Genomic DNA, 21,622 nt, shown 5'->3' on the forward strand with positions numbered 1-21,622 from the left:
GGCTTCTCCCGGCACAGCCCCTCACAAAAAAACAGGCGCTGTTCAACGCGCCTGTGAGGTCGAGTACCTGCCTACCCTGCACAGCTGATCAATTGGCCAGCCAGGCGAGCCGCCAGTCTTCCAGCCTCTGCCCTTGCAGCAGCCATTCACTGCGCACGAGTGCCTGCTGGGCGTCGCCCAGGGCCGCAGAAGCACCCAGGTCCTCCAGGTGCAGGCGGATGGCCCGGACCCAATCAGCAGCATCGTTGCTCACCCGCGACAACGGCAACGCGTCGCCACCGGCAAAGCCCGCTACCCGGCTACAGATGACCGATTGACCGCACGCGGCATGCTGGAGCACCCGTATATCGCCGGAGCATCTGTTGATCAGGGTTTCCGCCATAGGGACCAGGGCAATGTCCAGATTCAGGGCCGCCAGATCGACCCCCAGGTAATCCAGGTCCACGGCCGGGTGATGCTCCTTCAGGTATGGCCTCAAGGCGTCAGGGCAATCGCCAAGGACCACCCACTCGACTTCACCGGCCAGCATCGGCACAACCTCGGCGAGCAGGTACGCATCCTGGCAGCCCAGCCATCCCACGCGCGGCTTCTCCCCCATCCGCCGAGCCCCTTGCAGGCGCCCCCACGAAGGGTGCAACACGTTCTCCAGAACCTGTACATCATCGAGCTGGGCCCGCACCAGCTCCGCCAGCGCTGCAGTTGCAACCAACACCCTGTCAGCCTGCATGACCCCAAAGCGGATACGCTGTTCCAGATCCTCGGCAGAACGCAGCTGCCCATCGTCGATATCGAGCACATAGCGGTCCAGATCGTAGACCTTGAATGCCTGCGAAAACGCACGCAAGCGACGCATGGTCAACAACCCCGAATCTTCCAGTGGACGCTGCAGCACGATGCTTGAAGGGTTGAAGCGTTCTATCTCCACCGGCGACAACGTCCCGGCGATCACCGCGCCATCGATACTCCCTGCGCCGCGCAAAGCTGCCATAGGCCCCAGCAGACGCGAACTTACCGCACCGCTCTGACCGTCAGCGCAGGCGAGCACGGTAGGCACCAATCCCCGCAGTGGCCGCCAGCTCATGTCGCCCCCCTGAACGGCAAATTCCTCGCCAGCACGCAGCGAGAAGTTGACGTTGTACGCGGGGTCACGCGCCAATTGCGGTAACCAGCGCGCATACAATGCATCCTCCTGGTCGGTGCCGGCCGGCGCGTCCTGAGTAGCCTCCAGCAACAGCCGGGCATGGGGCGTCCACACGTTCAGGTAACCGGCTTGAAGCAGCTTGAGGCACAGGTCCACAGCCACCCAGCGAGAAAACAGCGGATCAATCTCGAAACCACCGGACTCGATGAACAGCGAACGGCGCACCATGAGACATTCACCCCCGACCGCCGAGCAATCCTGCTCCAGCCCAAGGCGCCCCATGTAACCGGCATCCTGCGTGGACCGTCCTTCGAAGGCACGCCCCACCCCGCCTCCGAGCCCCAGTACCAGGGCCGCCTGACGAACAGTGCTGTCCCGGCTCACCAGCTTGCAACCCACGGCGCCCACCTCCGGGCGCTGTGCATGGTTGAGCAACACCTGCAGCCAGTCACCATCGAGTACGGCGCTGCCGGCATCCAGCCACAGCAGGTATTCGCCCTGCGCCTCATGCGCTGCCGCGTTACACATCGCCGCACGCGTGTGACCGGGTTCAAAGCGCAGGATATTGAAGCGCCCGCCCCCCATTTGCCCGACCATTGCAAGCCAGTCCAGCAACAAAGGGTCATCACCGCCCGGCTCAACCAGCAACACCTCGTAGTCGCCATGGGTCGTCTGCGCCAGCAAGCTTTCCAGGCAACGCTGGAAGTGCAGCAACTGCCCTTCCAGGAAGATGACGATACTGACCGACGCCTGCGGCTGGTGCCCGTAGTCGATACGGTAACGCCCCGGCGCTGCAGCCAGCGGTAGCGCCCGGGCAGCGGAATATCCACGGCCTTGCAGATGCGCTTCGATGACCGCGCATTCGTCGGCACAGGCCTGCAACTGCAGGGCATTACCGATCAGCAACGGCTCGCCGACATGACCGATACATCCCAACCCTCGCTCACTGATCAAGCGCAACTGGAAGTCGAGCTCAAACGCTCGGCCACCCGCCTCGCTGAAGCCGCCGAGCTGGCGCCAGGCATCGCATCGGTACAACCAATGTCGCGACAGGTAGCCCGGGAAGGCCAGCAGCATGTCCAGATTAAAGTCCGGGCGCAATGCGGTATCGACGACGCCCTGTGCCTGGCACAGCGCTTCATCCGCATAGACAGCCAGACAATCCACGGGAAGCCGGGTCAACTCCAGTGCTGTCAGCAACAAGCCGCTGGCGGTGAATTCGCTGCCGGCATCGACCAGCATGAACCAATCACTCTCGCACCCACGCAGACAGGCTTCGATCGCAAGGACCGCCTGTGCAGGATTGCACTGCAGCCATTGGACGGTGCTCAACCCGGGATTATCCCGGCCCAACACGCAAACCTTCACCCCCGGACACAGGCCACGCGCCAGGCTGTCCAGGGTAATTGCCAGCGCCGCGGGGTCACCATGGTCGACCACCAGCACAGTAAACCGCGCAGCAGTTGCATCTGCCAGGCGATCTTCGATAACCCGCATCTGCTGCGGCTGCGGATAACGCTGCCGCAGCCAATCCCGCACACCCAGCCGATTGCCCACAACCTCACGACAGGCGGATGCCTGGGTCTTGGCGATGAAAACATCCAGCTGACTCCAGAAAGGCGCCGTTCGCTCGACATAGCGTTGCAACGCACCTTCAAGGCCTGCCTGGGCATGGGCCAGCGCATCCTCGCGATCCAGCATGGCAAAGCCACTGCTGCCGACAAAGCTGGCATCGAGGAATGCCTGATCAATGCCATGCCCGGGAATGAAGATCACCGGGCAACCGCAGAGCACCGCGATTACACAGGTCATCGACCACTCATGGGTGTACATCACCTCTGCCTGTTGAAGCAGTTGTGCCAGCTCTGGCAGCGTCAGGGCATTGGCCATGCTCAGCAAGCGAATATCCGCTGGCAGTATCGAATAATCGATGGCGTCGAGCGGATAGCGATTCTGGTAGAGGTAACGACCTTCACGCTGAGCCGACGGTTGACCGGTACAGAACAGATCAACATCGATGGTGGGCAGGCATAGCAAATCACCGTCCGGGTGACCATGATCTTCGGCGATCAGCTTGCCCGAGTAGAACAGCAGATCGCTGGGAGCAGCCTCCATGCCCCGGCCCGTGATGAACCCTTCGAAGTTCAACAGGAAACGCGCCACCACCGAACAGTTGTATGGATTGCCGGTGGTGACTTCCGGATAGACCGCAATCGGCACCCGACCCGCCAGCCTGTGACGCTGGCGGGTCTCGTCGTCAAGCAGCGGTGTTTTCAACTCCGGGTTCACCACCTTGCCGCCACAGATGTAGGCCTCTCGTCCATTCAGGTTGAGCAGGTGGCAAAGGTAATGGAGCGAGGCGACCCCCGATGAAGTCTCCCGGTAACCCGGCGCCATGATGTAGTAAGGGTGCTCCGGCCGGGCATACATCAGTCGGAGACGCTTCATGGCCTGCTCCAGGCCCGCGCCAGCCTGTACAGAATTCAACATGGGGTGAAACTCCAGAAATCAGCTGAACAATCGCCGGGCCCGAGGCACTCATGCCTCCCGGGCACCTGCGAAGAATTGGAAGATGGCTGCACACACCTGAGCGACCTCGCGCAGGCTCATGTCGGAATAAAGCGGCAGGCGCACCAGGCATGCAGAAACCTCCTGGGTGACAGGCAAGTCACCGACGCTGCGTGAGTAGCGCAATCCGGCAGGTGAATCATGCAAGGGAACGTAGTGGAACACGGCATAAATGCCCCGCTCACGAAGATACTCAATCAGCTCACCGCGTTCTTTGTTACTGCGCAGCAGCAGATAGAAGATATGCGCATTGGCCGGTTTGCCGCCCTGGGCGCGAGGCAGGGTGAAATAACCATCTGCTTCAAGCGTCGTCAGCTGATGGTAATAGGACTCGTACAACGCACGGCGGTGTGTATTGATACTCTCTCCCTGCTCCAGCTGGGCATACAGAAAAGCAGCCGTCAGCTCGCTGGGCAAGAATGAAGAACCTACGTCGACCCAGGTGTACTTGCTCACTTCCCCACGGGAAAAAGCCTTGCGGTTGGTGCCCTTCTGCCAGATGATCTCAGCCCGCTCGATCAACTTGGGATCATTGATGAGCAGGGCCCCACCCTCGCCGCTGATCACGTTCTTCGTTTCGTGAAAACTCAGGCAACCGAGATGACCGATGGTCCCCAGCGCACGGGTTTTCTCCCTGGCGAGAATCGCCTGGGCGGCGTCTTCGATAAGGATCAGCCCGTGCTTGTCGCACAGGCGTAACAGGGCATCCATGTCACAAGGCTGGCCAGCGTAATGCACCGCGACGATCGCCTTGGTCTTCTCGGTGATTGCCGCCTCCACCAGGCGTTCGTCCAGGTTCAGCGTATCCTTGCGTACATCTACAAACACCGGTACTGCGCCGCGCAAGACAAAGGCGTTTGCCGTGGATACGAAGGTAAACGACGGCATGATGACTTCATCGCCCGGACCTATGTCTGCCAGGATCGCCGCCATCTCAAGGGCCGCCGTGCACGAATGCGTCAACAGTGCCCTGGGACATCCCAGGTTGTCCTCCAGCCACTCCTGGCATAAGCGCGTGAATTGCCCATCGCCGGCAATACCGCCATTCATCACCGCCTGCGCGATATAGAACAGCTCTTTGCCGACAACAAAAGGCTTATTGAAAGGAATGATCTGATTGCTCACTCTCGTGACTCCGGCGCTCGGGCTTCAGGCAAAATCCGACAGGGAAAGGTAACCACCCAGCAGCGCGTCCAGGAAATCCACCTGAACACTCTGCTCGAGCGCGTGCTTGTCAAAGAAGGTTCGTGCACGCTGGTAGTAGTAATTCTCCAGCGCCTGGTCGGCATCGGTATGACCGGCATCGAAACCGTGCTGGGACAACGCCGAACACTTGACCGCCGCATACTTGCGACAGCATGCCTCCACCGATTGGTCCAGCCATGCACTGCGCTGCGGTCGAGTGAAGTGAAAATACTCCCTGGCCTGTGCCGAGACCGACTTGTCCAGCAGCAAGGCCGCCAGGTTGTCAGCCAGCCATGGCGCAAAATGGTAGCCATCCCTGCGGGTGCCGGAAGCAATGAACGTGTTGTCGTTGAGCTGGCCGATAACCGGATAACCGTCAAGGCTCAGCGGGCGATAGCCGAAGTTGTAACGGATGAACCCGCTGGTGCGGTGCAGGTGGTTGACCTGATTGATCGCGCCGTTTATCAGCGCCGCCACCGACTCTGCACGCGGGAACTGTTCGTCGGCGGTGGTCACCAGGTTGGTGGCCCCGACGACAAACTGATCGTCCTGATAGGGCGCATGGTAGATGCCACAGGCGCCGCCACGGTTGGGCGTACGCAGTACATAGCGACCCTTGATACCGGGGTTCTTCAACACCACGGTTGCGCCGACACCATTGATCACCCGGATGCAGCCTTCTTCGTCCCACAGGCGCGTGGCCATACTGCCGTTGGCCAGCACGACACGCTCCGCGCCCAGCACGCGTCCGTCTTCCAGGGTCACGCCTCGGGTGCGACCGTTGACCTTGTCCAGCGTTTTCACCACGCCATCAACAAAACGCACACCGCGCTTTTCCAGCGTTGCCTGCAGCGCACGAACTACACCATCCGGATTGAGCACGCCCTCGCGCGGCAGGAACAGCGCCTGGCGCGTGCGATAGCTCGCACCTGGCACATAGGCCGGCTCAAGGTGCGGGTCGACACGCTCGTACGGCTCGGCAAATTCGTCAAGGTATCCGGCGATCGCATCGAACGCTTCATCCTCGAAGCTGTTGGAGGCGTTGTTGTTCACCAGCACGGTACCCAGTCGGTAGTACTCGGCGGGAATGTCGAACTCTTCGACAAAGTTCTCCCAGAGACGGGCTGATGCCTGGCTCAACTCGAACTTCAGACGGTCACGCGGTTGGTCGAGTGCGCCCGGCTCAAGCTCTGCGAAGGAGTTGAGCATGGCCGCGGCAGCCATCGAAGCACTGTTCGGACGTGCAGCCGGGCCGACAACCTGAATGCGCTCACCCGGAACACTGCGCGAGAGGCCGGCTGCGATAGCCAGGGCAACCATGCCATTGCCAACGATCAGAAACATGAAGAGCTCCTTACAGCAGCTTGACGATGCACAGTGACGGGTAGGTTTCCGAACGTTTGATCTCGTGACGCACCTTCCCGAGTATCTCGGCGACATAGGCATAGCCCTCGCCCGGCAGGAAGTCGCGCTGCAACTGGAAGAACACCAGCAACGAGCCAGGCACACAGCGTGGCAGAATCTGTTCCAGGGCAAATCGGGTCGGCCCTTCCAGATTCATGTCAAAGAAAGCGAGGGCTACCAGCAAGTTGCGTTGCAGCTCGATGAACTGCGGCAAGGTGTCCTTGATATCCCCTTCCACCACCTGATGCCCGCCGGGTACTTGAGGCAAGGCATTGATACCTTCATGAAGGGCCAGCAGGTGACGCAGGTAATCCGCATAGCCATTGCCGGTGTCGTAGCACCCGTCCTGGAAATGGGCGTTGGCCACCTTGCCGTCACCGGTATGGGACTTGTAGCCGGCAAAGGTATCGAACGCCGCGATCCGGCGCTGCTTGTTGAACGGTTCAAAGATTGCCCGAAGGTTCTCACAGAGCACGGCGTTCTGCCCGCGCCACGTACCGAAGTCCAGTACCGAACCAGGCAACCGGACAATCTCACGATATAGATCGGAAACCGCCAGCATCCGCGCCAATGAAGCAGAGCGGATGAACAAGCCGAGGTTGCGCTCTTTCTCGGCATCATCCAGAGGCGCGTTGTGGAAGGCCTGCCAGAGCTGCTCACGGGCTTCGAGCTGGCCATCGCTGGACTGTGTGACGGAGGTGGAACCGCTTTTGAGCATAGTGTTTTCCAGGAGACAGAGGGGTCGGACAGTTCGTCAAGAAGCCTTGCGCACAAGCAAGGTGAACTCGTACAAACCATAATCGTGCAAGAGTGCCACCTCTCTGGAGTAGTTACTTTTGCACAGATCAAAGTAGAAGCACGGATCACCGTAATAGAGGTAATCACGCATGAAGGGCGGGTCTGAATAAGACGTCAGGCAATTGAACGCGAAGCCCTTGCGACTGCAGGCGTCCATGCTGCGCAGCACGTCGGCGATGTAGGCCTCCCAGGCCGCACGCGGAGTATCCTGGCAGACATTGAAAATGCCACTGGCTACTGCGTAATCCGCTTCGCACGAGGCACGTTCGGCCACCTCGAAGCGCACCGCATCGCTGGCCGGATGCTGTTGACGGGCAGCCGCGATCATCTGGTCCGACAGGTCATACCCATGGTAATCGACTGCCAGGCCACGCTCACGCATCCACGTCAGCAACGCCCCATAGCCACATCCGACATCGATCAGGCTGAACCCTTCCTGCTGTTCATTGGCAGGTACCAGCTTGAGCAACTGGGCAAACCGCAGTTGTTGTGATGCGCTGCCGTTCCAGTCGACCCCCTCGGGAGTGGCGCCGTGTGCACGAACTCGCGATGAGTAATACTCCGCCACGTCTTGCAAGATGTCCGTACTCATGGACGTCGCTCCAGAAAAGTAGATGCGTCGCTGCCGGTGTTGAACAACAAGTCGACGACGCTGACGGCATGTTGAAATTCGCCGTACAACTGTGGGTACTCGGGATAACCCGCATAATTCATGTAGGACACCTCGATCCCGGTAGCAGCAAAGGCCGCTTCGTCCAGATAGCAACCGGCCGCAGGCCCTGAAAGGTACTCGGTGGCATCGAGGGCCTGGCATAGCTGGATCAACCGCTCGTTCTTACCCTCGCAATGCCCCAGGTCCGCGGAGCGATACAGCGGCGTATGAATATCGAGCAGTGCGCACAGGCCACGGATGAACAGTTCGTTGATGCAAGAAAGATTCTCGAGGCCGGCAGCTTGCTCGTAGAGGGCACGCATGGGTGCCTCCATCTGGGTAAAGCAAGCCGCTCGCCGGTAGCTCATCTCGATGGTCTTCCAGTGTTTGGCTGCCCAGTCCGGCTCACTGACCTGCACGTCATTGATCAACTGTTCATAACGTCCGCGGTTCTTCACCGGAACACTCAACCAATGCTCACCCTGGGCGGTCTTGATCTTGTTGCGATTGCGCCAGTCGCGCCGGGTGTACTGAACATCGTCATACAAGACGAACGCGTCTACGCTACGAATCAGATCGAAGTAGCCTTTCCAAGGTATGTAGTTCGACTGCACCACAGCCACTTTCTTCTGCATCCTGAGCCTCATGTTCACAACGGACACCTGGGCCTCTCACCTGTCAATAAATCGCCACCAGAAATGAAAAAGCCGGGTATAGACCCGGCTTTTGCAATTCCCACGCCAGCTATGCCAACTGAGCAACCCACTCCAGGCTCACGCTGAACGGCGCACGACCACTGAACGCTGTCGGCCAGCGTTCAGCCAGTGCGTGGCTGACGCTGTCGTCCATCGCGCCCAGGTCGCCGGCCAGCAACTGCGCACGCGGGGTCCACACCACAGCCAGCCCGGCCTGGGCAGCGGCCAGGCACAACTCGATACCGGCACCGGGCGCCGACACCAGGCCGCCACAGTGTTCGAACACCTGCTTGCGTACCATCAGGCAACCTTCGGACACCGCGGTGCAACTGCGCACCGACAGCGGCCAGAAGTGGGCAGCGCTCTGTTCAAACGCAGCGCCCGCCCACGGCGCGTGTACCGAAGGCCCGGCCAGCAACTCATAACCGGCATGAACCAAGGTTCCGTCGGCGGCCTGAAGGCGCGCACCGACAACACCGACCTCCGGGCGCTGCGCTTCGTTGAGCAGGCCCTCGATCCAGGCTGGGGTGACCACTTGCGCATGCTCAGACAGCAGCACCAGGTAGTCGCCACGCGCCTCACTGGCAGCCAGGTTCAGCAACTCGCTCTGCGAAGTGCCAGGCTCGCCCGACAACAGACGGACACGACCGGCAAAGGCCTGGAATGCCGCGGCGTCAAGTTCGATGTGATCACCAACACAGGCCACCAGCACTTCATAACGCGGGTAACGGGTACGCTGAAGCACAGAGGTGAGGCATGCCTGCAACTGCGCGCTATCGCCTTCATGCGCCAGCAGGATGCTAACCAGCGGGGTAGCGGAATGACGGAAATCGATCAGCAAACCGGCCGCACCCTGATCGCTGACCTGACTGCGATAACCCAATTGCGTCAGGTGCCGGTTAAGGATCGTCTGCGCCTCGGTGACCAGCGCTGGCGACGCTTGTTGACCGATCACCAGGTACTCGTCCATATGCGCCAGGCTGCCAAGCCCCTGGGTCTCGACAAGACGCAGCAGCAGGTCGAGCTCCAACGCCTGGCGAGACGTCTCGCTGTAACCACCCAGGTCCAGCACTGCCTGACGGCGCACCAGCCAGTGGCGAGACATCAGGCCCGGCTGGCTACGCAGCAGGTCCAGGTTGGCACCCGGGCGCACAACGCTGAGCAAACGTCCCTGCTCGTCACGCTGCACTTCGTTGGCAGCAATGGCCTGGCACGCTGGCGCCTCGCCCAGCTCAACCATCAAGCGCAGCAAGCCGCCGGCAAGCAATACGTCGCCCGCCTGCAACAGCAGCAGCCACTCACTTGGCAGTTGCTTCACTACATGATTGAGGTGAGTGGCCCAGTTGCTCTCGGTCACCTGGACGAAGTGCAGGGTATCGCGCGCCGTGGTGATCGTCGGCAGATTACCCGCCTTGAGCACCACCAGCTTGAAGTTGCGCACACCCGAGGCCAGCAGGCTGTCAAAGGTGGCTTGCAGGGCCAGGTCGTCGTCGTTGAGATCCAGCACCACAAACGCGATTTGCTCTGCCGGATGCTTGGCCAGGTGCGCCAATACACGCTGGCGCCCCTGCTCGTCGGGCGTGGCGGCGGCGATTGCCTCCAGCACCTTACCTGACGGCGTGGCACGCAGCCGTTCGTGCATCTCGGTGCCCGGCACCTGCTGCAGTCGCTGCAGCCAGCTCTTCAGCTCACGAACCCGCTCGCCATCCTCGCCATCGGTCAACATCGGCATCAACTGCTGGCACAGATTCAGGTTGAACAGTCCCAGCGCCATGGCTTGCCAATAGCGCGCTTGTAAACTCTCCGGGGTGTCATTGGGGTGCACCTGCATGAGATCGCGCTGACGTACCCAGATACCTTCCAGCGCCTGCTGATGCCGCAGGCCCGTTGGCCAGGCATGGCAAAGAAACTCCAGCGCGGTCAACTGCTCGAACAAGGCGCGGTTGTAGTACGGCAGCTCTACATATTGACGCGACTCGAACGCGCGCTCTGGTTCATCAATGACGCTTTTCCATCCAGAGGTGAACAGCAAAGGCTCTTCACCCTGCTCATAGCTGCTGCGCACAAAACCATTGAGCACCGCAAACCCGGCATCGTCGGCGTACAGACGCTGGCGATCGGCATCCCACTGACGCAGCGTGCGCACAGTCTGGGTAACCCGCTCTTCGCGAACTACCGGCGTCAACGCGCAGGGCGCGTACTCGCAGATCACATCAGTCTGCTCGAGCTGTGCGATGGCGCCACTGGCCAGCAGCACACACGACAAGGCCGTGCGCGTACCGGCAACATCCAGTACCTGCGGCACCTCGGCCAACGCCGACCGCAAGACCGCAACACGCGATACTGCACGCCAGGCTTGCTGGCCCGCCTGGGCATACTGCTTGAGGCGGGCAACGGCGCCCTCCCCGGCCGCTGGCGCAAAGGATGCACCAAGCTTGTGATAAGTCACTTCAGCATTGCCGGCAGCATAGGCCAAGGCATAGCCCTGCACGGCCGCTACGTGTGACTGCTCGAGCAGGTACGCTGCGGCGCTGTCCAGTGCAGGCGCCAGAACGAAATCGGCATCCTGGGCCAGGGCCACGAAAGGCGTGGTCACCTCGGCCAAAGCCTGGCTCAGGCGCTCGCAGAACAAAGCGCCCGAAGCACCCGCCAGCAGCGGTTCCAGGGGCAGACAAGGCACACCGGCCTCGCGGTAGTAGTGAAGCGCGCGAGCACGATGGTCCGTCTGATCATGCCCGAGCAGGACAACGGTTACATCGCTGCGCTTGCCAGTTGCGATTTCGATCATAGTGCACCTGTTCCAGTTATCGATTCGGCATCCGGCCTCGCCGGACGCCAGGGTTCAGTCCGCCAGCCAGGCATTGGCCCAATGCTGCAGATGGTGTTCATTCAGTACGTAGTCGCGCAACACCGCCTCACGCAGGGCATCGCCCTGGCGATAGCTGGCCAACGGATCGCCAAGGTGCATGCGGATTGCATCCAGCCACTGCGCGGTGGTGTTTTCGCGCACACGCGTGCAAGGCAGATAGCCGGCATAGGCCTTGGTGTCGGTACAGATGACCGGGAATCCACAGGCGCCATATTCCAGCAGGCGCAAGTTGCTCTTGCAGTCGTTGAAGAGGTTCTGCTCAAGCGGCGCCAGGGCCAGGTCGAGATTGAGGCTGGCCAGCTTGCGTGGGTACTGGGCGAATGAGATGCCCTCGTAGAATTCCTTTACATAAGGCCGCAGCGCATCCGGGCACATACCGAAAAACACCCAGTCGACTTCGTCGGCCAGGGTCTTGATCACCTCCAGCAGCAGTTCCAGGTCGCCACGATGACTGGTGCCACCGGCCCAGCCCACGCGAGGCCGCGCACTGGTCTGACGCTCGCTGACAAGCCCGCTCCAGAGGGGCGCGGCCAGCATGTTGGGGACCACGCGAATGTCGTGATGCATGCTGGAGAGTGCATCGGCCAGCGGCTCGGTTGACACCACTACGCGATCGCACAGGCTGATGGCCTGGCCGACCAGTTCGCGCATGTTGCTCGGCATGTTGCGCGCGTGATCGTTCTTTTTCGGCGGCTCGATGATGTAATCGTCGAGTTCATAAATGCGCCGCGCATTGGAAAGCTGCTTGTACCTGCCCATGTCCTTGATGTTGCCCGGCGTGTAGCGGCACTGCAGGATCACCACGTCGGGCTTTTCCCGCTCGAGCTCAATCAGCCCCGGCGAACTGTAGTCGATCCGGCCCTGAATCCAGCCGGCACGCTCCAGCTCCATGAACGGCTGCACCACCCGGTAGTGTCCGATCGCCGAAGTATTGCTTGGCAACGCCAATACCGATGGCATGGCCCGCGCAATGAACGGGTCCCAGCCACTGCGCAGGCCAGGCTCGAAGTTGAAGTTTGCCAGCTTCAGGCTGAGGTTGCGGTTATAGGCCGGATCAAAGGCAACCCAGGACAACCAGCGCTGATAGAACGCAACCTGGTCGGCCTCGACGTGCGCAGCCTCGCGGTCGTCAGCGACGGTCAGCCTGGCCACCTTTGAATACGGCGTCCACACTGTCAGATAACCGAGCTTGCGCGCCCGCAGGCACAAGTCGGCGTCCTGCAGGTTACCGTGCAAGCTGGCAGTATCGAGCCCTTCAAGTGACTGGAACAGCTCAGTGCGCACCAACAGGCAGTCAAGACTCAGCGCGCTCCAGTTTTGTACCAGTTGCAGGCGGCTCATGTAGCTGTCGGCATTCGCCGCACAACCGAGCACGGGGCTGCCCGTGACGCCGTTCATGCCCAGTACCAGGCCTGCAGAAATGACCGCGCCATTGCGGTCGAGCAGTTTCGGACCGACCACGCCGACTTCCGGACGCTGCGCCAGGTGCATCAATTCGCACAGCCACTGCCTGTCGAACAGCGCGCAGGCCGGATCAAGCAGCAGCAGATAGTCGCCGGTAGCCTGCAGGCTCGCCAGGTTCAGGCTCGCAGCCTGACCGCTGGCGTGAACGGCAACGACGCGCAACTGGTCGCTACCCAGGTTGGCCATTGCCGCCAGCCAGTCACGCACCTCGGCAGGCGCCTCATCGTTGACCACCAACAGCAATTCGAACTGACTGTAGGCGGTGTGCTCAAGCAAAGACTCGACGCAGCGCATTAACGCTGTGAGGTCGGCGCCGGCAAGGATCAGAATCGATACCTTCGCCGCCCACTCATGCTGGTAGGTCACGCGGGTCATCAGGCTGTTTTCAATGCCTGTGACCTGGGCGTTGACGCCCAGGCGCTGCAGGTGCGCCTGCACCACGCGAGACGCCTGAACCTGAGCACCGGACTCAGCCAGCCACTGGGCATAGGTGTACCGGCACTGCACCAGCACCTCGGCAATGTGCTCCACCACCTGCAAACCATGGGTCTCAACCAGACGCCAGAGCAAGTCCTGGGGCGCCAGACTGTCGAAGTCCTGATCAAAGCCGCCCAAGGCACGCACCGCTGCGCTGTTGAAAGCCAGCAGGCGCCCGACGTAGGGCACGCTGCGCATCAGGTCGAGGTTGAAGTCCGGCTTGAAGATCGGGTTCGAGGGCTCAAGGTTGTCGTTGGCGCCTTCATCGGTGTACAGGCACAGGCTGTCGGTACGCAGGGCCATACGCTCGGCCATGATGACCAGTGCGTGCGGATGCAGACGGTCACCAGCGCGCATCAGGAAGAACCAGTCGGCCGACTCATCGCTGTGCAACCATTGATTGAGCGCAGCATAGTCACCGCCGTCGCGCACGCGGAACTGAACCTCGTCACCGGCCACAGCCTGCAACGACGCCGGTCCCATCACCAGAATGCGTCGGGCGGGATAGGATTGCTCGGCCAGGCTTTCGAGGGTCACGCGCAACGCGGCCTCGTCATCCTCGCAGAGAATCACCGGAACAATACGCGGCTGACTGGGCCACTGCTCGATACGTTTGGGCAGCAAGCGCAACTGGCCCGCCGAGAGGCTGCGGTATTTCAGCCACTCGGCGTACAGCTCGGAAAAGCTGAGGCTGTTACTGCCAACTTGCTGATTGAAGTTGGCCATCTGCCCGGAGAAGAAGCGCCGCATGTCCAGCTCTTCCCAGCGCGCATCTGCGCTGTCGTCGTAGGCTGCCAGCGACTGGTAGCGCACCCAGCCTTCAGCGGGTGCGGTCTCACCGCTGCGCGCAGCGAGCATTTGCATCAGCCATTCGGACTCGACCTTGTACGCTTCGGTCATGCTGCTCTGGTGGCTCAGCCGTCCAGGGTATACACGCTCAAGGCTCAGCACCTGATCCAGGTTGCACAGGTGGCCACGGCGCAGCAGGCAGGTGTACAAGGCCAGGTCCAGGCGCGCGACGAAGCCCTGACCGTCCTGCACCAGGGTCGCCAGGTATTCGTCTACCTGCGCCCGGCGGAACATGGCATGGCTTAACCCGCCAAACAGGTTCGGCGCGCGATCGGCAATGCTGTCCAGCAGGTCCGTGCCGCACAGCACGGCACTGTGCATCGACATAACGAAATTCAGCGAACGCGACGGCAGCAACACATCATCAGCGGCGCAGAGCAGGCGCTGGCAGTTGACCAAGCTCACCTGCGGCCAGTCAGCCAAGACACCGGCCTGCTGGCTGATGCAGGTGCTGAACAGCACATCGTCATCACACAGGAACTTGATCAGCTCGCCGGACGACTGCGCCAGGCACGCCAGCAGGTTACGGGCAAACCCCAGGCGTTCGGGGTTGCGCACATAGCGTACCGGTACCGGGGAGTCATTCCTGAGCGCTTCGCAGATCGCCTCGATCTCTGAACCCGAACTGTCGTCGCACACTACGATTTCCAGGTTCGGATAATCCTGGGCAATCGCGCTGGTCAACGTACTGTGAAAAAATTCAGTATTGAATGCAGGGATGGCGATGCTGACAAGAGGCTGTTCGTTCACCGTGGGAAACCTTGAAGAAGGTCTATGCACCTGAACTACCTGAACAGGCAGGCGCATAGACCATTAACGCGGAGGAAAGAAATCAGAGCTGGTTGAACAGGCTAAGCGAAGAGATCTTGGTAAACGCCAGCTGCGATGCCTGCAGCATGGTCTGCTGCAGATTCAGACGGATCAGCACTTCTGCGGGATCGGCGTCACGGATCGAGCTTTGCGTCTTGGTGTTGGCAATCTGCAGGCTTTCATTGGTCTCGGCCTGCACGTCCAGCGCCGCGCCGCGGGCACCGATCGAACTGATCGACTCGGCGATCTTGTTTGCACCGCTTTCCAGGTTACCGATAGCCGAATCCAGGGCTGCCTGGTACTTCTGCTTGGCATCGAGGTCGTTGTCCACCGGCATCTCCAGCGCCGAGCGCAACTGCGAGATGGTGTCGAGGATGTTCTGGGTCTGGTGCGTATTGACCTTCACCGAGTACTGATCGCCCGACTTTGGCTCGGACGGCGGAGCACTGAAGGTGAAGTCGACACCGGCGATGCTGGCATTGGTGCCGGTCAGGCTACCGGTGGCAACCGGACGTGCATCAGGCCCCACCGGCTGGGCATAGACCTCATAGTCGGTGTCGCTGGTGAACTTGATGATCGCCCCGCCACCCGGGAACGCGTCCTGGTACAGGCCTTGATCAGTGATGTTGGCCCCGGTGATCTGCGACGACGACGGGTTGCCCGGGCTGCGCGAACCGGCAATGGCGTCAGGCTTGGAGGCCAGGGTGAACGCGTGCGGGGCGATGGCGCCGTTGTCGCCGTCGCGGAAATTGACATCAACACGCATGTCGACACCACGGAAGCTGATGGTATCGGTTTCCGACGAGTCGTAGGTACCGCCGCCCGAAGCCTCCAGCGTGTAGTCGATGGTGCCGGTGGAGTCGGTGATCTTGTACTGGGTGCTGTTGATGAAGGTGATGACGTAAGGCTCGCCACTGCGGAAGCGTTCGTTGTAGGTGGTGCTGCCCGAGACCTGACCATCGGACAGGCTCACGCGCGAGTCGGCCGCCGCTGGCGAGGTGAGCGAGGTCTGGCTGCGGCTGGTATTGAGCGCCTGCTCGAACGCGGTGTAACCGCTTTCGTTGGTCGCCATGCTGAGCATGTCGCCCACCTGCAGGTTCAGGGTGCTCTGGTCGCCTTGATAGGTGTAGGTGCCATCGGCGTTACGCACGTACGGCTGGGTATCTCCGCGCGAGCCGGAGAACAGGTACTTGCCGTTCTCATCGCGGCTGTTCATCAGGCTGTAGAGCTGCTCTTCGAGCTGGCTCAGCTCCTGTGCGTTCGCCTTGCGGTCGGCATCGGTAAAGCTGCCGTTGCCCGCACCGATCGCCAGCTCCTTGACCCGGGCCAGTACGTTGGTGATGCCGTTGAGCGTCGATTCGGCAGTGCTGAGGCTGTTGCGCACGCTGGTGATGTTGCCGTTGTACTGGCCGAGCAAGTTGCTCTGCTGCTGCAATTGCAGCAACCGCGCTGCCCCCACCGGATCATCGGCAGCAGTACGTACACGAATGTTGTCAGTGGCCTGTTCGCCGGTCTTCACCACGTTGGCAAGGTTGCGCGAGTAGCTGGAGGCACTGGCTTCGTAAAACTGGGAAGTAGAAATACGCACGGTCTACCACTCCTTAAAGGGCATTGATCAGCGTGGAGAAGATTTCCTGCGCCGCCTTGATGATCTGCGACGAGGCCGTGTAGTACTGCTGGTACTTGATCAGGTTGCCGGCCTCTTCGTCGAGCTGAACGCCCGACAGCGAATCACGCGAGGCCTTGGCCGAGGTGTGCAAAGCCGTGGTCGAGTCCACGTCCATCTGCGCCTGCGCCGTTTTGCCACCGACGTTTTCCACCAGCTTGCCGTACGCGTCGGTAAGGCTGATGCCCTTGCCGTTGGCGCCGACTTCAACCGTGCCCTTGGTCTGCAGGTCGATCACCGACTGGCCGTTGCGGTTGTTGTCGGAACCTGCGCCGGTGAGCGCGATGGTGTAGTTGTCACCCTGCTTGGGCGAGCCGGACACTTCCATTTCAAAGGTGAAAGACTTCTGGGTGCCGCTGGCGTCGTTGATCGGCGCCCCGGTGGAGTCGACCATCGGTACGGAAAACTGCAGCTTGTTGGCCTGCCCCGGAATGATGGTACCGGTTCCCAGCGTGCCACCTTGGGCATCGAGCAATTTGTAAGTCTGTGGCGACGCGGTGTCGTCACCGAACACCAGCTTCACCGGCGTCGAATACTTCAGGCCGTTCTGCAGGTCCAGGCGCTGGGTAGCATCATAGATGTCGAGGCTGGAGGTCAGGTTCGGCTGGCCGATGATCCCGGTGCCCTGGTTGCCCGAGCCACTGGTAGCGGTCAACGGCGAAGCCAGCGCGATGCGCTTGGGATCGGTGAGGACGGTGTCCAGGTTGCTCGCAGCATTACGGGTCGGAGTAATCTTGAAACTGTCGCCTGGATTGTTGGTGCCGCTGTTCAGGCTGAGCGAGAAACCATCGATGACCGGTGCCGGGTCATCAGTGATGTCGAAGCTGCCCATATTGGTGCCTTCCGGCAGCTTCTTGACGCTGTAGCCGGTGGCACTGGTGAAGGTCACCTGGTAGTCGCTGGTGCTCAGCTTGCCGGTGTCCTTGATGGTCACATCGAGCATGCCGTTGCCGGTGTTGCCGGAACGGGCAGTACTGCGCTGGCTGATCTGCTCGGCACTGTTGATGCTGTTGAACAGGGCGGCGCCGAACTCGCCGTTCTTGTCGATGCCTTGGGCCAGCTGTTTGTTAATCTGGTCGGCCATGACCAGGGCCACACGCCCCAGTTCGTTCAGCGACGGGTCGAGCACTTCGCTGCGATAACGCAGCAGGCCACCGATTTCGCCGCCATTTAGGCTGGAGGTAACGTCCATGACCGTGGTGCCACGGTTGAGCTGGATGCTGGAGCGGGTCGGGTCGTTTTTGCTCGGCACCGCCTCCAGGGTGTTGATGGTTTTACCCATCACCAACGGCTGGCCGTTCTCCAGGTAGATATCCAGGTTACCTTCACGCTCGACCACCTGGGTGCCGACCAGCTCGGACAATTGACGCACGGCTTCGTTGCGCTGGTCGAGCAGGTCGTTCGGCGTGCCCTCAACCACCGACACCCGGGAAATCTGATCGTTGTACTGGGCAATGGTCGCCGACAGCTTGTTGACCTGGTCAGCCATCGACGCCAGGTTGCCGTTGATGTTGGTGTTCTGTTCGTTGAGCTGGTTGGCGATGGTATTGAAGCGTTTGCTCAGCGATTGCGCACTGGTCAGCAGCAACTGGCGCGACGCATCTTCGTTGGGCTTGGCTGCCGCGCTCTGCATGGCGGTGAAGAAGCTCTTCAGCGCTGCGGTAATGCCGGTGTCGGCATCGGACAGCATGCTGTCGATCGGCGCGACCTGGTTGAGGTAGGCCGACGCGTCGCTGCTCAGCGAGGTGGTGGTACGCAACTGGTTTTCCAGGTAGGCGTTGTACACCCGGCGCACATCGGACAAGGTCGTACCGGTGCCGATGAATACATTGCCGTACTGCTGCGAGCCGTTGGCCCGCTGCACGTTCTGCTGGCGCGAATAACCAGCGACATCGGCGTTGGTAATGTTGTTACCGGTGGTGTGCAGGCCCGACTGACTGGCGTTGAGGCCCGACATCCCGATGTTGATCAAACTCGCCATGGTTCAAACCTTATAGTTGCGTAGTGGTGCCAATCGCTGCGTAGCTTTCGTAGGATTTCATCTGCTTGGCGATCTGCGAGATCTTGCTCGCGTAATCCGGGTCGGTTGCGTAACCGGCCCGCTGCAGCTCGCGTACAAACTGTTCCGGTTTATCGGCAGCCTTGACCGCATCTTTATAGCGCGCGTTGTTTTGCAACAGGCTCACCAGGTCATGGAAACTGTCCTGGTAGGAATCGTAGGAACGGAACGCCGCCGTCTCTTTGACGAACTGGCCATCGCGGTATTCGCTGGTGATCGCCCGCGCTTCATCGCCTTGCCAGTTACCCGTCGCCTTGATGCCGAACAGGTTGTGGCTGCTGCGGCCATCGGCCGTACGCATGACCGACTTGCCCCAACCGGTTTCCAGCGCGGCCTGGGCCACCAGGTAACGCGGATCGATACCGATGCGCTTGGCGGCCTGCTCGGCCATCGGCAGCATGGTGGCGACAAAAGCGTCCGAAGATTCGAAGGCACGCTTGGCCGGTGCCAGCGGCGGCTGAGCCATGGCGCGACCGTAAATGCGCACGCTGCCAGGTGCGGCAAACGCCTGCGCCGGCTGCCAGTCACCCTTGACCACGGCATCACCGACCTGGGTCGAGCGCCCGGGAATCGGCGCGGTGTTGGTGGTTGCCGGCACACCGCCTGCGGCAGGCACCAGGCCTGCCAGCAAGCGATCGGTAAGCTTGCCCGGCAACGCCAGGCGTCGCGAATTCAGCGCTGCCACGTCATTGCGCGTGACCGCGGTTTCCTGTGGCCGCTCAGCCACACCCACCGCCACCGCGCCCAACGGACGCGCCTGCACATCGTAGCGCGGGAACGGGCTGGTGTTGCCTGCCGGGGCGGCCTTCTGCTTGGACAGCTGGCGCATCAGCACGTCCTGCAAACCGATACCACCCCCCTCGCGTGACATGCTCACCGCCAGCTGCTGGTCGTACATCTGCTGGTACTGCTTGGTGGTCTCGGTGTTGAGCGGGTTGTCCTTGGCCAGCACATCGCTGGCCGAGCGCATCGACTTGAGCATTTCGTTGAGGAACAGCGACTCGAATTCCTGGGCCACCTTGCGCAGGTTGGCCTCACTGTCGCGATCACCGACCTTCAGCGAACTGAGGCGATTGAGGTCGGTGTAGGCACCGCTGTCAGCCGACGAGGCAATTGCATGCTTGGGCATATCCATCGACCGGCCCTCAGATCACGATCAGGTCGGCTTGCAGGGCGCCGGCCTGTTTCAGGGCTTCGAGAATCGCCATCAGGTCACTGGGCGCTGCGCCCACCTGATTCACCGCACGGACGATTTCATCCAGGGTAGTGCCCGGGCCAAACTTGAACATCGGCTTGGCTTCCTGCTCGGCGTTGACCCGCGAACGAGGCACGACGGCAGTCTGGCCGTTGGAGAACGGCCCCGGCTGGCTGACGATCGGGTCTTCGGTGATGGTCACGGTCAGGCTGCCGTGGGTAACCGCAGCAGGCGAAACCTTGACGTTCTGGCCAATGACGATAGTGCCGGTACGCGAGTTGATGATGACCTTGGCCACCGCCTGGCCCGGATCGATCTCGAGGTTCTCGAGGATCGACAGGTAGTCGACACGCTGGCTTGGATCAAGCGGCGCAGTCACCCGTACCGAACCACCATCCACCGCTTGCGCCACACCCGGGCCGAGCAGTTCGTTGACCTTGTCGACGATACGCTTGGCGGTGGTGAAGTCCGGACGGTTGAGGTTCAGGGTCAGGCTGTTGCCCTGGTTGAACCCACTGGGCACGGCACGTTCAACCGAGGCACCACCCGGGATGCGGCCGGCCGAGGGGACGTTGACGGTGATTTTCGAGCCATCGCGCCCTTCGGCGTCAAAGCCGCCGACCACCAGGTTACCCTGGGCAATCGCATAGACGTTGCCGTCGATACCCTTGAGCGGCGTCATCAACAGGCTGCCACCGCGCAGGCTCTTGGAGTTACCGATCGACGACACAGTAATGTCCACCACCTGCCCCGGCTTGGCAAACGCCGGCAGGTCGGCATGCACCGACACTGCCGCGACGTTCTTGAGCTGGACGTTGCCCGAGCCCGCCGGCACCTTGATGCCAAACTGCGACAGCATGTTGTTGAAGGTCTGCAGGGTGAACGGGGTCTGGGTGGTCTGGTCACCCGTACCGTTAAGCCCCACCACCAGGCCGTAGCCGATCAGCTGGTTACTGCGCACGCCGGAAATGCTGGCGATGTCCTTCAGGCGCTCGGCCTGTGCGGCAAAGGCGGCGGACATCAGAAGCGCGGCGGCGATCAGCTGCTTGTAGTTGAACATGGTCATCCGAACCTAGAAAGGCCAAAGCGGGCTGAGGAAGAAACGGTCAAGCCAGCCCGGCTGGCTGGCATCGGCAAACGAGCCGGTTCCCGAATAAGTGATGCGTGCATCGGCGACCCGCGTCGACGGGACGGTGTTGTCCGTAGCAATGTCGTCGGCGCGGATCATGCCGGCGATACGCACCAGTTCGTCACCGGTGTTGAGGGTCAGCCACTTCTCGCCGCGCACGGCGATGATGCCGTTGGGCAGCACATCAGCGACGGTCACGGTGATCGAACCGGTCAACGTGTTGCCCTGCGCCGCCTTGCTGTCACCCTTGGTCGAGCGGTCACCCTTGTACCCGGCACTCAGGCTCAGGTCGCCACTGCCAAACGGGTTGTTGGTGGTGGCGGACGAGCCGAACAACGAGCTCAGACCGATGTCGGCCGTGCTGTTCTTGTCGATCTGCGAGTTGGCGTTCTTGCTCGCCGAGGTTCTCTCATTCAGGGTGATGGTGATGATGTCACCCACCCGGAATGCCTTGCGGTCGCTGTACAGGTTCTGATCAAAACCCGCCTGGTAGATCGAGCCGTTGTTGGCCGCAGCCGGCAGTGGTGTACGCGGCAAAACCGGCGCGTAGTACGGATCATTGGGCTTGGGTGTCGGCGCAACGCAGCCGACCAGCACAGTGACCCCACTCAGGGCAAGTACGGATAACAAACGACTCATGACTCTGACCTCACGGTGTAAC

At 61.3% G+C, this 21,622-nt stretch carries 13 protein-coding genes; all 13 read right to left on the minus strand.

Features of this window, described 5'->3' with window-relative positions; genetic code table 11:
* Nucleotides 1-88: 88 nt before the first annotated feature.
* The 13 genes from I5S59_RS08400 to flgH all read right to left on the minus strand — a co-directional run bounded on the left by I5S59_RS08400 (nt 89) and on the right by flgH (nt 21,600).
* Nucleotides 89-3,631 carry a glycosyltransferase gene (locus I5S59_RS08400; protein ID WP_197876205.1) on the minus strand — a complete coding sequence of 1,181 codons (3,543 nt, stop codon included), beginning with the start codon at nt 3,629-3,631 and terminating at the stop codon, nt 89-91.
* 48 nt (nt 3,632-3,679) lie between these two features.
* Nucleotides 3,680-4,834: a dTDP-4-amino-4,6-dideoxygalactose transaminase gene (rffA, locus tag I5S59_RS08405; protein WP_197876206.1), complete on the minus strand. Its 1,155-nt coding sequence runs from the start codon at nt 4,832-4,834 to the stop codon at nt 3,680-3,682.
* A 24-nt stretch (nt 4,835-4,858) separates the two neighbouring features.
* Nucleotides 4,859-6,238: an NAD(P)/FAD-dependent oxidoreductase gene (locus I5S59_RS08410; protein WP_197876207.1), complete on the minus strand. Its 1,380-nt coding sequence runs from the start codon at nt 6,236-6,238 to the stop codon at nt 4,859-4,861.
* Nucleotides 6,239-6,248: 10 nt separating this feature from the next.
* Nucleotides 6,249-7,016 carry a dTDP-6-deoxy-L-hexose 3-O-methyltransferase gene (locus I5S59_RS08415; RefSeq protein WP_197876208.1) on the minus strand — a complete coding sequence of 256 codons (768 nt, stop codon included), beginning with the start codon at nt 7,014-7,016 and terminating at the stop codon, nt 6,249-6,251.
* A 36-nt stretch (nt 7,017-7,052) separates the two neighbouring features.
* Nucleotides 7,053-7,688: a class I SAM-dependent methyltransferase gene (locus I5S59_RS08420; protein WP_197876209.1), complete on the minus strand. Its 636-nt coding sequence runs from the start codon at nt 7,686-7,688 to the stop codon at nt 7,053-7,055.
* Complete coding sequence (locus tag I5S59_RS08425) at nt 7,685-8,383, minus strand: WbqC family protein (RefSeq protein WP_197876210.1); 699 nt, start codon at nt 8,381-8,383, stop codon at nt 7,685-7,687. Before I5S59_RS08425 ends, I5S59_RS08420 begins: the two co-directional genes overlap by 4 nt.
* Before the next feature lie 109 nt (nt 8,384-8,492).
* Nucleotides 8,493-11,231: a glycosyltransferase family 2 protein gene (locus I5S59_RS08430; protein ID WP_197876211.1), complete on the minus strand. Its 2,739-nt coding sequence runs from the start codon at nt 11,229-11,231 to the stop codon at nt 8,493-8,495.
* A 54-nt stretch (nt 11,232-11,285) separates the two neighbouring features.
* Nucleotides 11,286-14,852 (minus strand): glycosyltransferase, encoded by a 3,567-nt coding sequence (locus I5S59_RS08435; protein ID WP_197876212.1) that lies wholly within the window; start codon nt 14,850-14,852, stop codon nt 11,286-11,288.
* Nucleotides 14,853-14,934: 82 nt separating this feature from the next.
* Nucleotides 14,935-16,500 carry a flagellar hook-associated protein 3 gene (locus tag I5S59_RS08440; RefSeq protein ID WP_197876213.1) on the minus strand — a complete coding sequence of 522 codons (1,566 nt, stop codon included), beginning with the start codon at nt 16,498-16,500 and terminating at the stop codon, nt 14,935-14,937.
* A 13-nt stretch (nt 16,501-16,513) separates the two neighbouring features.
* Nucleotides 16,514-18,559, minus strand: coding sequence for a flagellar hook-associated protein FlgK (gene flgK / locus I5S59_RS08445; RefSeq protein ID WP_197876214.1), 2,046 nt, complete (start codon nt 18,557-18,559; stop codon nt 16,514-16,516).
* 10 nt (nt 18,560-18,569) lie between these two features.
* A complete protein-coding gene (gene flgJ, locus I5S59_RS08450) occupies nt 18,570-19,772 on the minus strand; it encodes a flagellar assembly peptidoglycan hydrolase FlgJ (protein WP_197876215.1) in 1,203 nt (400 codons plus the stop codon).
* Nucleotides 19,773-19,782: 10 nt separating this feature from the next.
* The gene (locus I5S59_RS08455; RefSeq protein ID WP_128324322.1) at nt 19,783-20,892 is read right to left on the minus strand and encodes a flagellar basal body P-ring protein FlgI; all 1,110 of its coding nucleotides are present in this window, start codon (nt 20,890-20,892) and stop codon (nt 19,783-19,785) included.
* Nucleotides 20,893-20,904: 12 nt separating this feature from the next.
* On the minus strand, nt 20,905-21,600 hold the full coding sequence (gene flgH / locus I5S59_RS08460; RefSeq protein WP_197876216.1) for a flagellar basal body L-ring protein FlgH: 696 nt from the start codon (nt 21,598-21,600) through the stop codon (nt 20,905-20,907).
* Nucleotides 21,601-21,622 lie beyond the last annotated feature (22 nt).

It is taken from the genome of Pseudomonas alkylphenolica, assembly GCF_016009175.1.
Classification (GTDB): Bacteria; Pseudomonadota; Gammaproteobacteria; order Pseudomonadales; family Pseudomonadaceae; genus Aquipseudomonas; species Aquipseudomonas alkylphenolica_B.

Bases quoted from the DNA above. Each gene is read 5' to 3' on its own strand.
- I5S59_RS08455 (WP_128324322.1), bottom strand. From the start codon at position 20,892: ATGTTCAACTACAAGCAGCTGATCGCCGCCGCGCTTCTGATGTCCGCC.
- flgK (WP_197876214.1), bottom strand. From the start codon at position 18,559: ATGGCGAGTTTGATCAACATCGGGATGTCGGGCCTCAACGCCAGTCAG.
- I5S59_RS08400 (WP_197876205.1), bottom strand. From the start codon at position 3,631: ATGTTGAATTCTGTACAGGCTGGCGCGGGCCTGGAGCAGGCCATGAAG.
- I5S59_RS08425 (WP_197876210.1), bottom strand. From the start codon at position 8,383: ATGCAGAAGAAAGTGGCTGTGGTGCAGTCGAACTACATACCTTGGAAA.
- flgH (WP_197876216.1), bottom strand. From the start codon at position 21,600: ATGAGTCGTTTGTTATCCGTACTTGCCCTGAGTGGGGTCACTGTGCTG.
- I5S59_RS08430 (WP_197876211.1), bottom strand. From the start codon at position 11,231: ATGATCGAAATCGCAACTGGCAAGCGCAGCGATGTAACCGTTGTCCTG.
- I5S59_RS08420 (WP_197876209.1), bottom strand. From the start codon at position 7,688: ATGAGTACGGACATCTTGCAAGACGTGGCGGAGTATTACTCATCGCGA.
- I5S59_RS08410 (WP_197876207.1), bottom strand. From the start codon at position 6,238: ATGTTTCTGATCGTTGGCAATGGCATGGTTGCCCTGGCTATCGCAGCC.
- flgJ (WP_197876215.1), bottom strand. From the start codon at position 19,772: ATGGATATGCCCAAGCATGCAATTGCCTCGTCGGCTGACAGCGGTGCC.
- I5S59_RS08415 (WP_197876208.1), bottom strand. From the start codon at position 7,016: ATGCTCAAAAGCGGTTCCACCTCCGTCACACAGTCCAGCGATGGCCAG.